13 protein-coding genes and 1 other annotated feature are annotated in these 14,919 nt (G+C 27.2%); of the genes, 10 read left to right on the forward strand and 3 right to left on the reverse strand.

Translation table 11 applies throughout. The features are described 5' to 3' along the window. Nucleotides 1-42 precede the first annotated feature (42 nt). From BN2920_RS10865 to BN2920_RS10900, 8 genes are all read left to right on the forward strand, one after another. A complete protein-coding gene (locus BN2920_RS10865) occupies nucleotides 43-1,086 on the forward strand; it encodes an alpha/beta fold hydrolase (RefSeq protein WP_172437914.1) in 1,044 nt (347 codons plus the stop codon). 84 nt (nucleotides 1,087-1,170) lie between these two features. Continuing rightward, entirely contained in the window at nucleotides 1,171-1,725 is a 555-nt protein-coding gene (locus tag BN2920_RS10870) for a GNAT family N-acetyltransferase (RefSeq protein WP_058295028.1), read from the forward strand. Between the two features lie 21 nt (nucleotides 1,726-1,746). After that, the gene (locus tag BN2920_RS10875; RefSeq protein WP_058295029.1) at nucleotides 1,747-2,145 is read left to right on the forward strand and encodes a DUF2500 domain-containing protein; all 399 of its coding nucleotides are present in this window, start codon (nucleotides 1,747-1,749) and stop codon (nucleotides 2,143-2,145) included. 202 nt (nucleotides 2,146-2,347) lie between these two features. Further along, nucleotides 2,348-2,647: a binding site (T-box leader), on the forward strand. Between the two features lie 125 nt (nucleotides 2,648-2,772). Beyond that, the gene (gene aspS / locus BN2920_RS10880; RefSeq protein ID WP_058295030.1) at nucleotides 2,773-4,062 is read left to right on the forward strand and encodes an aspartate--tRNA(Asn) ligase; all 1,290 of its coding nucleotides are present in this window, start codon (nucleotides 2,773-2,775) and stop codon (nucleotides 4,060-4,062) included. 171 nt (nucleotides 4,063-4,233) lie between these two features. Continuing rightward, nucleotides 4,234-4,515, forward strand: coding sequence for an Asp-tRNA(Asn)/Glu-tRNA(Gln) amidotransferase subunit GatC (gatC, locus tag BN2920_RS10885; protein ID WP_058295031.1), 282 nt, complete (start codon nucleotides 4,234-4,236; stop codon nucleotides 4,513-4,515). Between the two features lie 12 nt (nucleotides 4,516-4,527). Beyond that, complete coding sequence (gene gatA, locus BN2920_RS10890) at nucleotides 4,528-5,967, forward strand: Asp-tRNA(Asn)/Glu-tRNA(Gln) amidotransferase subunit GatA (protein WP_058295032.1); 1,440 nt, start codon at nucleotides 4,528-4,530, stop codon at nucleotides 5,965-5,967. 12 nt (nucleotides 5,968-5,979) lie between these two features. Next, entirely contained in the window at nucleotides 5,980-7,419 is a 1,440-nt protein-coding gene (gatB, locus tag BN2920_RS10895; protein ID WP_058295033.1) for an Asp-tRNA(Asn)/Glu-tRNA(Gln) amidotransferase subunit GatB, read from the forward strand. Between the two features lie 131 nt (nucleotides 7,420-7,550). After that, on the forward strand, nucleotides 7,551-8,201 hold the full coding sequence (locus BN2920_RS10900; RefSeq protein WP_058295034.1) for a trimeric intracellular cation channel family protein: 651 nt from the start codon (nucleotides 7,551-7,553) through the stop codon (nucleotides 8,199-8,201). Nucleotides 8,202-8,234: 33 nt separating this feature from the next. Here the strand turns inward: BN2920_RS10900 and BN2920_RS10905 are convergent, their stop codons facing one another. The 3 genes from BN2920_RS10905 to BN2920_RS10915 form a co-directional block, all read right to left on the reverse strand. Then, the gene (locus tag BN2920_RS10905; protein WP_058295035.1) at nucleotides 8,235-8,597 is read right to left on the reverse strand and encodes a YccF domain-containing protein; all 363 of its coding nucleotides are present in this window, start codon (nucleotides 8,595-8,597) and stop codon (nucleotides 8,235-8,237) included. A gap of 122 nt (nucleotides 8,598-8,719) precedes the next feature. Then, a complete protein-coding gene (locus BN2920_RS10910) occupies nucleotides 8,720-9,820 on the reverse strand; it encodes an HD-GYP domain-containing protein (RefSeq protein ID WP_058295036.1) in 1,101 nt (366 codons plus the stop codon). A gap of 191 nt (nucleotides 9,821-10,011) precedes the next feature. Continuing rightward, entirely contained in the window at nucleotides 10,012-12,180 is a 2,169-nt protein-coding gene (locus tag BN2920_RS10915) for a putative bifunctional diguanylate cyclase/phosphodiesterase (RefSeq protein WP_058295037.1), read from the reverse strand. 305 nt (nucleotides 12,181-12,485) lie between these two features. On the opposite strand from BN2920_RS10915, the gene BN2920_RS10920 reads away from it, so the two are divergent. Both BN2920_RS10920 and BN2920_RS10925 read left to right on the forward strand, forming a co-directional pair. After that, nucleotides 12,486-13,385: a DUF5780 domain-containing protein gene (locus tag BN2920_RS10920; protein WP_058295038.1), complete on the forward strand. Its 900-nt coding sequence runs from the start codon at nucleotides 12,486-12,488 to the stop codon at nucleotides 13,383-13,385. A 103-nt stretch (nucleotides 13,386-13,488) separates the two neighbouring features. Beyond that, nucleotides 13,489-14,838 (forward strand): ring-infected erythrocyte surface antigen domain-containing protein, encoded by a 1,350-nt coding sequence (locus BN2920_RS10925; protein ID WP_058295039.1) that lies wholly within the window; start codon nucleotides 13,489-13,491, stop codon nucleotides 14,836-14,838. Nucleotides 14,839-14,919: the final 81 nt, after the last annotated feature.

The raw sequence follows: 14,919 nt of genomic DNA on the forward strand, positions 1-14,919 counted from the left end.
ATTTATTCAAGAATTTTAATTTTTTTGATATTTACAATATTTTTGATAAATTGCATTTTTGTATCAGTTGCACAAAATATCAGTTATGCTATAAATACAGAAAATTTAATAAATGCAATTCATATTAATGAAAATCAATATGAAAATTTAATGGTTAATGAAGTAGAGCCATATTTAAATAAATTAATAGATCAAGGATCCTTCAAAGGTATAGAAGATAAAGATATATATTATGAAAATTATATTTTAGACAAAAATAAAGGAAACATTGTAATATCACATGGATATACAGAAAGCCTGGATAAATATCATGAAATAATATACTATTTTTTAAGAGCTGGATTTAATGTCTTTGGAATAGAGCATAGAGGGCATGGAAGATCAGAAAATCTTGGAGTAGATGATATTAGTCAGATGTATGTGGAAAATTATGAAGATTATATATATGATTTTAAAACATTTATGGATATAGTAGTGATGCCATATAAAAATTCAAAAAAAATATTTCTTTTTTCACATTCTATGGGTGGAGGAATAGGTGCAAGGTTCATACAGTTATATCCAGAATATTTTGATGCTGCTATTTTAAGTGCTCCAATGCTTAGCCTTAACACAGGCTCAATACCAGATTTTTTTACTCATTTATTATCAAAAGCTGCTATCGCACTTAATAAGGGGCATGTTTATGTTATTGGTTTTAGAAGATATTTACCAGAAGAAGATATGGATAAATGGGCTACATCAAGTAAGGTACGGCATAAATATTATGATGATTATGTTGAAAAAAAAGTAGAATTTCAAAAAGGTGGAGCAAGTTATAAATGGTTAAATGAAGCATTAGAGTTATGCAGAGAAACAACTAAAAAGAAAAATATAAAAAAATTAAAAATACCAATACTTTTATGTGAAGCAGGTAATGATATTTATGTTACACCTAAAGGTGAAAGAAAGTTTGAAAGATATGCAGAAAATTGTAAATTAATAAAATTTGAAACTTCTAGGCATGAAATATATAGAGAAGTTGATAAAATTCAAATTTCCTATTTAATATATGTTTTAAATTTTTATGAAGAAAATTTAAAATAGAACGTAATATAAATTAAGCTCTGCTTTATAGTGAAAATATTAAATTTCAACATTTGGTATAATAAATATAGGAGAGTATAAGCAATGAATGCAGAACTTATATTAAAGAGAAGAGATGGAGAAAAAGTAAAAGCTACAATCAAATTATTAGATATTTCATATTTAGATAAGATTTTAGAACTCCAGAAATATATATATGATTTATTAGAGGAAAAAGAGTTTTATTCGTGTTGCAGTGAAGAAGATTTAAAAAAAGATTTAACTGAGAGGGGTAAAATTTTAGGCTGCATTGTGGAGTCAACTGACGAATTAGTTGCTATTGGAGTATATGCAAAGTTTGGATATGATGAAGAAAATTATGGATATGACATTGGTGTTAAAGGGGAAGAGTTGCTATACATTGCAAATTTTGAATCTACAATTGTACATCCAGATTATAGAGGAAATAAGCTTCAAAAAATACTTATTGAAAAGCTTGAAGAATTAGCAAAAGCTGATAATATAAAGTATATTTGTGCTACAGCAGCACCAGATAATAAATACAGTTCTGATAATATTAAGGAGTTAGGGTTTGAAATTGTATGTGAAAAAGAAAAATATGGAGGTTTGAGAAGGTACGTTTTTATGAAGAGAATATAAATATATATTGGAGGGATGTAAATGGACTTATCATATAATGACTTTGGATATGGTTTTATGTTTAGTTTTGGGCAGGTATTTATTTTTATTATTTTTTGTATTGTTATAGGAACTTTTATATATAGAGCCATAAAGGGGCTTTCACAATGGCACAAAAATAATAATTCACCAGTTCTTGAGGTTAAAGCAACCGTAGTCAGTAAAAGAGCAGATGTTTCGCATAATGTTACAAATACAGGTGAAAATAATATGATGCATTCATCCACGACTTATTATTATATTACATTTGAAGTAAATAGTGGAGACAGAATGGAATTTTCAGTAACGGGAGAGCAATACGGTATGTTAGCTGAAGGTGATTATGGAACTCTAACTTTTCAAGGGACAAGATATAAATGCTTTTTAAGAGAGAAAAATTAAGTTTGTTTCCTTAATTAAATAAAGTTTTTGAGTATAATATATTAAAATATGAAATTATTAGAGAGACTAGTAAAATTGGAAGATTAAATTGAATTCTGATAATATTATATAACTTAAGAAAGTAAAGAGATAAAAAAATTTTAAAAAAAGTGTTGATTTATAAAAAAAAGTGCAATATAATGAATACAACATTAGGAAATGAATAAATGCAACGATAAAGAAAAGTAATTCTATGATGATTTTTAGAGAGCAGATGATGGTGGAATATCTGTATGAGTCTTGAATGAAAGAACACTTTGGAGCAGTTAACCGAAATTACAAGTACGTAATAGTAGACTTAGCCGGAATCACACCGTTAAAAGTGAAGGATATAGAGTAGTAGTGTGTTTACGAAAGTATCTCAAAATTTTTACATTATGCACTCTGTATTTATTAAGTGAACTTGTTATCAGGTTAAACAGGGTGGTACCGCGGAATATGATTATTATATCTCGTCCCTATGCGAAAGCATAGGAACGAGATTTTTTTATTGTTTAAATTTTAAACTTAGTAATAAAGGTTAAACACAAGAGATTTCTAAACATTTGTTTCGATAAAATTCAAAATAAGTAAAAAGGAGTAAGGGATATGAAAAGAACATTTATAAAAGATTTAAAAGTATGTGAAGAAGAAAAAGTATCATTAAGAGGATGGGTTCACAAAATCAGAGATTTAGCAAGTGTAACATTTGTAATGCTTAGAGATAAAAGTGGAATAATTCAACTTGTTTGTACTAAGGAACAAATTAAAGGTTTAAGACTTGAAAATTCAATAGAAGTTACTGGAATGGTTCGCGAAAATGAAAAAGCACTCGGAGGAATTGAAATAGAAGCTGAAAAAATAGATATGGTTGGAAAAGTTTATTACGATAAGCTTCCATTTGAGATTCAAGGATATAAAACCAAGGTTTCCTTAGAAACTCAATTGGATTATAGAACAATGAGTCTTAGAATACCTAAAAAGAAAGCAATATTTAAGATTCAAAATGAAATTGAAGAAAGTTTTAGAAGATTTTTTAAAGAAAATGATTTTGAAGAAATTCATACTCCAAAGATTATAAACTCAGGAACTGAAGGTGGATCTGAAATGTTCACTGTAGACTACTTTGGTAGAAGAGCATTTTTAGCACAAAGTCCACAATTTTATAAGCAGATGATGGTTGGAGCAGGATTTGAAAGAGTATTTGAAGTAGGATATGCATACAGAGCAGAGCTTCACAACACTTATAGACATTTAAATGAATATATAAGCTTAGACGTTGAAATTGGCTTTATAAAAGATGAAAAAGATTTAATGGATATTGAAGAAAACTTCTTAAGATATATGTTTAAGCACTTAAAAGAAACTTGCAAGGAAGAATTAAAATTATATGATACAGAGCTTCCAGATGAACTTAATATTCCAAGAATTCCATTAAGTGAAGCACAAGAAATATTACTAGCTGAGTATGGAAAGAAATCACCAGTTGGAAATATTGATAATGAAGGTGAATTGTTATTTGCACAATATGTAAAAGAAAAATATAACTGTGATTTTGTATTCTTAACTGAGTATCCAACAGCAAAACGCCCTATGTACGCAATGGAATGTGAAGATAATCCTGAAATTACTAAGAGTTTTGATTTAATTTACAAAGGACTTGAAATTACAACTGGTGGTCAAAGAATTCATGATTATGAAATGCTTAAAGGTAAGATGGAAAGACTTGGATTAGATTTAGAAGCATTTAAATTCTATTTAGATACATTTAAATATGGAATGCCACCACATGGAGGGTTTGCAATAGGTCTTGAAAGAATTACAAAGCAAGTTCTTGATCTTTCAAATATAAGAGAAGCAGCATTATTCCCAAGAGATATGAAGAGAATTGAACCATAAGTGACAGCCCAAATCTATGATTTGGTTGCTGGAACTTACTCGAACGAAGGAATGTGAGTCCGAGTTTCATAAGCAGAGAACCAAAATCTATGATTTTGTGTGAATCGCTTACTCGAATGAACGAATGTGAGTCCGAGTTTCATTAAAAAATAAAAAAATGAGGTGTTAAAAATGAACGTAACAATTGATGAAGTTAAATATATAGCTAAGCTTTCTAAGCTTAGATTTACAGATGAAGAAGCAGCAAAGTTTGCAAGCGAATTTGAAGGTATTTTAGAAAATTTCAAATATTTAAGTGAATTGGATTTAGAAATAAATGATGATGAAATAAAAAAAGAATTAAAACCTATAGTTAGAAAAGATGAAGTAAAGAAATTTGAATGCAACGATTTATTTAGAAATGTTAAAGAAAAACAAGATACGTACATCAAAGTACCAAAGATTATTGAATAGGTGGTGAAATAAATGAAAATGACATTAAAAGAAATGGTAGAAAAAATAAAGTCTAAAGAAATGACCAGTGAAGAATTAGTTAAATCTTATATTGAAAATATTTTAGAGAAAGAACCTAAAGTTAATGCTTTTTTAAGTCTTTCATGTGATGAGGCTTTAGAAAAAGCCAAAGAAATAGATGCTAAAATAGCAAAAGGAGAAGCACTTGGAAAACTTGCTGGAATTCCTATAGCTATTAAGGATAATATTTGTACAGAAGGTGTAAATACAAGTTGTGCATCAAAAATGCTTGAAGATTTTATTCCTCCATATGATGCAACAGTTGTAAAAAAATTACTTGAGGAAGATGCAATAATAATTGGAAAAACAAATATGGATGAATTTGCAATGGGATCTTCAACAGAAAACTCAGCATTTAAAAAGACTCACAATCCAAGAAATTTAGACAGAGTTCCAGGTGGATCATCAGGTGGATCAGCAGCAGCAGTTGGAGCGGATATGTGTCCGATATCTTTGGGATCAGATACTGGTGGATCAATAAGACAACCAGCTGCATTCTGTGGAGTTGTAGGTCTTAAGCCAACCTATGGATTAGTTTCTAGATTTGGTCTTGTAGCTTTCGGATCATCTTTAGATCAAATTGGTCCATTTTCACAAAATGTTGAAGATAGTGCTTATATGCTTAATGTAATAGCTGGAACTGACTTTTATGATTCAACAAGTATAAGAGATCTAGAAGTAAAAGATTATACAAAGAATTTAAAAGATGGTGTTAAAGGTATGAAAATTGGGGTTCCAGAAGAATTCTTTGGTGAGGGATTAGATGAAGAAATAAGAGAGACTGTAGTAAAAGCTATTGAAGTATTAAAAGAAAATGGTGCTAAAGTTTCTAAATTCTCACTTCCAATAATGAAAGATGGCCTTGCAGCGTACTATATAATGTCATCTGCTGAAGCATCAACAAATCTTTCAAGATATGATGGTATAAGATATGGATATAGACCAGAGGAATTTGTAGATGTTGAAGATTTAGTGGAAAGAAGTAGAACAGAAGGTTTTGGACCAGAAGTTAAGAGAAGAATCATGATAGGAACATATGCACTTTGTTCAGGATATTATGATGCATATTATAATAAAGCAGATAAGTTTAGAACTAAGCTTAAATATGATTTATCAAAAACATTTGAAAAGTATGATTTAATACTTGGACCAGTATCACCAGTATTACCATTTAAGATAGGTGAAAAAAATGCAGATCCACTTGCCATGTATTTAGCTGATATTTATACAATAAACGTAAACTTAGCTGGAATTCCTGCAATATCAATTCCGGGAGGCATATCAAAAGAAGGTCTTCCTATTGGTATTCAGCTTATGGGAGATATGCTATGTGAAGAAAAAATCTTTAAAGCTGCATATAGCTTAGAACAAAGCTTAAATGTTGAGTTATAGGAGGTAAGAAAAATGAACTTTGAAACAGTAATTGGTCTTGAAATACATGCTGAATTAAAATCTAAAACAAAAATATTCTGTTCATGCTCAACAGCATTTGGAGCAGAGCCTAATACAAATACATGTCCTATATGTACAGGGGTTCCAGGAACACTTCCAGTGCTTAATGAAGAAGTTGTAAATTTAGCAATAAAAGCTGGTACAGCTCTTGGGTGCAAAATAAATAAGTTTAACAAAATGGATAGAAAAAACTACTTTTATCCTGATCTTCCTAAAAACTATCAAACTTCACAATTTGATATGCCAATATGTTCAGGTGGTGTTATTGAATACGAATATGAAGGAAAAACAGTTAAGGTAAGATTAAATAGAATTCATATAGAAGAAGATGCTGGTAAGCTTATTCACGTAGAAGATGAACCAATTTCATTAATTGATTATAACAGAGTTGGCGTACCTCTTGCTGAGATAGTTACAGAACCAGATATGAGAAGTGTTGGTGAAGCTATAGAATTTTTAAGAAAGTTAAAGTCTATTTTAGAATATGCCGGCGTTTCAGATTGCCGTATGGAGCAAGGATCATTAAGATGTGATGCTAATATATCTTTAAGACCTGTAGGACAAGAAGAATTTGGCACAAAAGTTGAGCTTAAAAATATAAACTCATTTAGAGAGCTTGAAAAAGCTCTTAAAAAAGAAGAAAAAAGACAAAGAGAATTATATAGCTTTAATGAAGGATATAAAGTTGTTCAAGAAACTAGAAGATGGGATGCTGCAAAAGGAAAGACTATATCTATGCGTTCAAAAGAACAAGCACATGATTATAGATATGTAGTTGAACCAGATTTACCACCAATAATACTATATGATGAGCAAATAGATGTAATTAAAAAATCACTTCCAGAAATGCCAGAGGTTAAAAGGGAAAGATTCTTAAATGAATACGAGTTAACTGAAAAAGAAGTAGATATATTAATTTCAGATATGGGTCTTGCTATGTTCTTTGAAGCTGTCGCTAAAGAAGGAATAGCACCTAAGATGGCAGCGAACTGGATCCTTGGAGATATTTTAAGAATATTAAAGGACAGAAAGACAGAATCATTAGAAATGACATTAGATTCAGTAAACTTTGCAAAGCTTCTTAATGTTGTTAGTGAAGGAAAAATAAGCAATAATATAGGACGTGAGGTTCTTGAAGACATATTTGATGAAAATAAAGATCCAATAAAAGTAATTGAAGAAAAAGGACTTATGCAAATAAGTTCAAGCGATGAACTAGAAAAAATAGTTGATGAAGTAATAGTAGCTAATCCTCAATCAGTAGAAGATTTTAAGGCGGGAAAAACCCAAGCATCAGGATTCTTAATGGGGCAAGTAATGAAGAAGAGTCAAGGAAAAGCTAATCCTAAAGTTTGTAAACAACTTATTGATGATAAGTTAAGTAAACTATAATAAGATTTATATAAGAAAAAGCATCTAAAATTTTTAGGTGTTTTTTTCTTATATAAATTGTTTTTTTATCTTAAACAGTGTATTATAGACATGTTTGCAAGTAGATTCTTATAAGGGGGGATGACAGTATAATGACATATACAGAATTTATGGTATTTGTTATGGAAATGGTTGGAACAATAGCATTTGCATCTTCTGGTGCTATGGTAGGTATAAAGAAGAATATGGACATATTTGGAGTTAATGTACTAGGAATTACGACTGCAATCGGAGGTGGTATAATAAGAGATTTGATTTTAGGAATAACACCACCAAGTGTATTTAGAAATTATATATATGTAACAATATCAATTTTAATATCATGTATTTTGTTTTTAATTATATATATTAAAAATGAAATTTTAAGCAGTCAATTTTTAGAACACTATGAACAGATCATGATTTTATTTGATGCTATTGGACTTGGAATATTTACAGTAGTAGGAATAAATACAGCAATTAATATGGGAATAGAAGATAATATTTTTTTACTTACATTTGTTGGCGTAGTAACAGGTATAGGTGGGGGAATGATACGAGATATAATGGCTGGAGTAACTCCTTTTGTACTTGTAAAACATGTATATGCTTCTGCATCTATCATTGGAGCTATAAGTTATATATTATTTATTAAATTAGAGATAGATAATATTTTATCCATGGTATTAAGTTCATTAATTGTAATAGCAATAAGAATTGCATCAGCAAAATATAAATGGAATTTACCAAAGATAAAAAAATAGGATTAGATAGTATACTTACTATCTAATCCTATTTTAACGTATTTCTTTGCCAAACGGCATAAGGGAAAGCTTAGCTAATTTTAAAGACTGAGCAGCAAATGGAATTCCTACAATAGTAATGCATAAGAAAAATGCACTTAAAAGATTAGCTATACATAATTCTAAGCCACCAAATATAATCCATAATATATTTAAAAAGAGGCTTCCGATTCCAAAATTTGTTTCTACAACTTCTTTTCCAAAAGGAGCAAGCTGTAAACCTGCCATCTTGAAACATTGAAGCCCTATAGGTATTCCAATAATTGTTATGCACCAAAGTATTCCTGTAAAGAACCAGCCTATAGCATTAAAAAATCCACCGAAGATAAACCAAATAATATTACCTAAACAACTCATAATATCTCCTTTTAAAACATTATATATAAATACATGAAATATTATATATTAGAAAATAGATATTTTGTACAGTATATATGATATTTAAGAATATAATAAGAAAACCTTAATATATTTTTTGCTTAAAAAGCAAATTCTTTAATGTTAAGCTCTTTGCTTTTTAATAAGTCAATAATATCGTTATTTAGAATTATGATAGGGCGACTAAGGTCATTAACATTCATAAGTACAATTTGGGCTTTATCACCATTATCAAGAAGAACATCTTTTCCAATAAAGAAATTTAATATATTATTTATAAAAATGTTTGAATATCCATAATCTAATCTGCCAAAACTTTCTTGTTTTATTTTTTCAATTGCTTCAAATGGGTTTAGTTTTTTACAGTTTCCTCTAGAAGAATTTGCATTATCAAATGAATCAGCAATTGCTATAATTTTTGAAAATTCAGGTATTCTTTCAGAGGTTAATTTAAATGGATATCCGCTGCCATCCAGTCTTTCATGATGAAATAGTACACCTTGTGCTACAGACTTATCTAGGTATACTATTTCTTTGACAATGTTATATCCATGCTTTACATGTTCCTTATATTCTTCTCGTTCCGAGAAGTTCAAGGAAGCTTTTTTAGTTAGTATTTCTTTATTAATACGAGCTTTACCAATATCATGTAATAAAGCGGAAAATGTAAGTAGATTAAGTTGTTCTTCTCTTAGGCCTATCCAATTTCCAAGAAGATTGCTAAGAAGTGCAACATTAATTCCATGTCTGTAAATGGGATCATCACTACTTCCAAAGAACACAAGATCTTGTATTAGTGTGTTCGTATCTTTTGTTTGAGAGATAAGAACATTAGAGAATTCTCGAATTTCTTTAATATTAGAGTTTTGGAACATTTTAAGTTTATAAAAAATACTATTTAAAGCCATAGAAAGTTCATTATATTTTTGTTCCAAATTCTGTACTTGTTCTTTTAATGTTTTAGGAATGAAAGGTTTAACTTTTGAGCTGCCGTTTACAGCAACTTTTTCATCAGAATATATTATGCTATCATAAACAAAAATTGTTTCATTTGGAATTTCTTTTTTTATAGTAAGAATATCTTTTTCTTTTATAGGTGAATTTCTATAAGCCAAAACATTTCCATCTTTTAAAATGGATTTTGCTAACACCATACCAGGAGTTAATTCATTACAAGTTAAAATTTTTATATTACCATCCATACAATATCAGTCCTATCATACTATAATATATATTAAATATATATTATTAATTTCGATATGTGATGCAATAACTTAAATTTATGCAATTAGATAGATATTTATTTTTATAAATAATATATAAATTTTAGAACAAAGATATTTCCTGTGAATTTTATGATATTAAAATAGACTAAATAATAATCTACTCTATTTTAAAAATCATAATTAGAACTAGAAACTATCTTTTCAAATTCAGAAATAGGCATTGGTTTCGCAAATAAATAACCTTGAACCATATCACAACCAATGTTAGTTAAAAAATCACATTGTTCAATAGTCTCAATGCCTTCAGATATAACTCTTATATCTAATTTCTTTGCCATATCAACAATAGTTGAAACAATTATTTTTTCTTTTTTACTAATATTATCTCTTGGAAAAAATCCTTTATCTAATTTTAAGACATCAATAGGTAGATCTTTCAAAATATTTAGTGATGAATATCCAGAACCAAAATCATCTATTGAAAAAGTAAATCCATAATGTTTTAATTCACTAATGACTTTAAGTAATTGATTTATATTTTCAAAGAATGTACTTTCAGTAATTTCTAATTCAATAAGATCTGTTGGAAGATTATATTTATTTATTAAAGAAGTTAGTCTAGGAACAAAATTATAATCTCGTAAATGAATCCTAGATACATTTAAAGAAATAGGGACTAAACATCTTTTTTCATCAAGCCATTTTCGTAAAACTTTAAATACCTCTTCGTAAACATAAAAATCTAATTCAACCACAAACCCATTTTTTTCAAATAAAGGAATAAAATCCTTTGGAGGAATTAAATTTTCATCTGGTGGAAGCCAACGAACTAATGCTTCTGCACCAGAAATCTGTCTAGTAGATAAATCAATTTTAGGTTGAAGATATACTATAAATTCTTTATTTATAAGTGCAGATCTCATTTTATATTCAATTGATTTTTCTTTTGTAATTTTAGAGTGCAATTCACAACTATATACTGAATACGTACTTTTATGCGAATTTTTTAAAGTTTTTCTAGTGATGTTAGCTCTATCGATTAGTTGGATTACGTCTCTATTATTAGTGGATGCTAAGCTAATACCACTAATTAATGCAATGTTTATATTTTTGAATTTATTATTTTGAAGAGTTAGGATTTGCTCATTTAAAGAGTCTATCCTGTTTCTTAGATCCGTAATTGTATTATACTTAATTAAAAGTATAAATTTATCATCTCCATTACGACATACTAATTCATCTTCAGTTAAATTTGATGAAAATAATCTGGCAACTTCTGTTAAAAGTATATTCCCAGTTGAGTATCCTATATTTTCATTTATATATTTAAATTTATTTATATCAGAGAATACTATAGCAAAATTGTCGAAAACGTTACTGTCCAATATTTTTATTGCTTTGTCTTGAAATTTGGATAATGATAAAAGACCAGTTAAGGAATCTTTGGATTTAATTCTTTCGATAAAATTACCTATATTTGAAAGACATATTAATCTTATATTTTTATTGTTCGATAAATTTATCTTAGATACAATTGAGCTGACCCACATATTTAAATATGGATCAAAATATTCATTACTTTTGTTGTCATGTATATTTGAGTTCTCATTTAAAATAGGGCAATTCTCACATGGAGAATTTCTAGTTTTTAAAGTTTTATAGCATAATTCACCAAGCTTTACAGAAGGAAAAAGCTGCTTTAGATTTTCTCCTATAAATTCTAACTCATAGGAATTAGAATTTAGTGCATAAGTATATAAATTTTGACTTTTAGTAATGGAAGTAGCTATTTTTATTTCTTTTTCATAATCACTATTCTTATAAAATTTTAAAATATAGTTTTCAAAAAATTTACTAATTAATGAAAAATTATTTATTTCGTTTTCATTCCATTTATGAGGAGCAGATGTTAATGAAAAAATTAAGAAGCCAGTAAAATATGTGTTATATAATGAAAAACATATAAAAGATTGAGAGTGTAATTTTTTTACTAAAGGATAGAGAATATTATTTTTATCAAAATTTTTAAAATCATCACAAACAATAACTTGATGTTTTATTGATTGTATAAAATTTTTGCTTATATCACATGACTTAATTTTAGAGGGTTCCGATGTTTTGCTATGCCATTCATAAATTGAATTAAGAGCGGTAAGCTCTCTATTTGATCTTAATAAAATGATTTTATCTAAATTAAAATTATCTCCAATATAAGATAAAATTGAATTGATTATGGTATTATTATCATTTGACTCAGATAAAACTGAGACTATATAATTGGTCAAATTTTTGTTTAATCCAAAATTATTAGTGCTATTTGTAAGTATATTAATCATGTTTTCCCCCAAAATAATTTTATTGAAAATATTAAATATGTTAAATATGTTAAATATGTAATATTAATTCAACTATAGTATATCATAAACATAATAAATATAATATCATCTTATATTAAGATGATATTATATTTATTAGAAAAAAATTAGAAGTTTTTTTTCTAACTTCTAAAAATTATCATTTAATTGTATAATCATAGTATATGAATTAGAATAAAGAGAAAAACTTATAAAAAATATATAACATAGTATTATTCTAGTTTTTTATTATTATATAGTTAAGGAACTTAAGAGGGGAATAATTTATGAGTAAATATAAAACTATAGTAGCTAAGTTCATGATTTCTATAATATTAATATCAGGATTAATAGGATGTGGAAAAAGTAAAATAGAACTAATTAATGAAAACTTAAATTCTAGTAAGTATGAAGAAGCAATAAAGATATTTAATAACATAAAAGATGAAGAAGATAAACAAAAAGCAATAGAAATTATGAAAAAGCAAGATTCTATTTTGAAGGAAAAGTTTATTAATAAAGAAATAAATAGAGATACAGCGGTAGAATACTTAAATATATTGAAATCAGTAAGTGAAAATAAAGATGAAGTTGATAAAACAATAAATGAAATTGATGAACTTGTCATGTCTCAAGAAGCTTATGATGCAGGTATAAAGTCGATGAAAAATAATGAGTATAAAAAAGCAATAAATCAATTTTCAGCAGTTCTAGAAAATGATAAAAGCAATTACAATAATGCGCAAAATAAGATAAAAGAGGTTGAGGAATTGGCAAAGAGTACAATATTAGTCACCATAGATGAATGTAAAATAGCTTACAGCAATTCAAATAAAAAATCGATGTATCCAGATCAATTACAAATAAAAGTAACTAATCATTTTGATAAAACTATTAAAAATTTCAATGTTTGTTTTATAGGATATGATAGTGAGAACCATCCAATTGAAATACCAGGATATTTATCTGAAAGTCAAGGATTCGAATTTATGGGGACAGGTCAAAATGTAAATATACCTAAGGATGGAACTTGGGGAAATGGAACTATGGGGTGGAATATAGGCTCAAGTGAAAAATTATCAAGAGTTGAAGCAAATATAAAGGAAATTGAATTTGAAGATGGAACTATTTGGGCTAATCCATTATATGATTTGTGGATACAAAGATCCTTAGGAGAAGAATGGTGAGGATTACAGTAATATTAAGAAAAATAAAAATACTCTTAATATTATTGTTTTGATATAATATATTTAGAAAAATAGAATTAACACATAAATTAGGAGGATAAAAATGACTTTAAAAGAATCTTTAGTTTTTTCGTATCTTAAACATATAAAAAAGTGTAAAATTATACAAACTAATTGGGTTCCAAAGACTAAGGATTGGGATGAAGAATATGATAAAGCAAAGGAATTAATAAGAATAAGTAAAAACTATTTTAAAAATAAGTATAGAATCAATATATTTAAAAATATATCTTTGGATGATGATATTATCAAACTATATAATAATATAGATGCTTTTGGAATAACATTTAATAAAGACTATACACAAGATATATATGGTGTTATGTGCGAATTAAATGAAAGTTACAATAAAGTAAATATTGAAAATGTTTTAGAAAAAATATTTATAATTTCTACTTATCTTGTAAGCTATTTTAACAGAATAAATGGGAATATAATAATTATGTGTTCAAAATTAAATGATAAAATTATAAGAGAAATAGGAACTTATTATTTTGATATAAAGGAAATATTCAGACAAGTTAATCTTTCTTTTGAGGTAAGTATACTAATTAATGAAAAGTTTCAAGAAGAGGTTATAAGCAAACTGGAAAAAGTATGCCTAGATATAGATGAAACAGAAGAAGAAATTTATTTGAAAAGTTTAAAACTTCAAAAGCAACTTAATTATAAAAATAATGATATTGAAGAAAATAATGAATATGTAGAGAAAAAGATTAAAAGTGATGCAGAAGAAGAGACAAGCAGTACAATAGAAATTGAAGCAGTTAAACCTTTAGAAGAAAATGATTATGGGAATATTGATCATAATGTTAAAGAAACAAATAAAAACAAAATAAGTAAGTTAGATATTACAATAGATGAAGATATAAATGGAATACTATTTGATAATATAAGTAATATTGATGATAATAGAGAGAGCCATACTACAAAGTATTATATGAATAATAGAAATGTAAAAACTCAATTAAGAGTAGATGATGATTCAATAAGCAAAATAATAGAAGAACGGAATAGAAAACTTGTAGAAAATTTATTGAAGAATAAAAAACACGAAGGTGGTGAAATAAAGGATAAATATGATGATATAAAAATTGGAGAATTGGTTAAAAAGGAATTTGATAGATTATTTAGAGATGAAAGTGTACCTAAAGGAGAAATAAGAAAACTTCAAGAATATGATTACTGCAAAGAAATATTTGGAATTGATTACCCTGTATTAAAAGAAGTTGATATGGAGTATTCTTTAGAGGAACAAAGAAGAGATGAAAATGGAAATGCAATATATTATGGATTTATTGCAACAATATATGATAAAGATTATTACATATGTTCAGTGTGGAGTGAAGAAAACAGAAGAGACTTTTTAAGATGGATGAGTTTTTTAAGATAAATTATAAAGTGTATACCATAATTTTATAATATAATAATTATATTAAGAAAAAAATAGATACATACTTTAGGGGCAAGATAG

It is taken from the genome of Clostridium neonatale (assembly GCF_001458595.1).
Lineage (GTDB): Bacteria > Bacillota > Clostridia > Clostridiales > Clostridiaceae > Clostridium > Clostridium neonatale.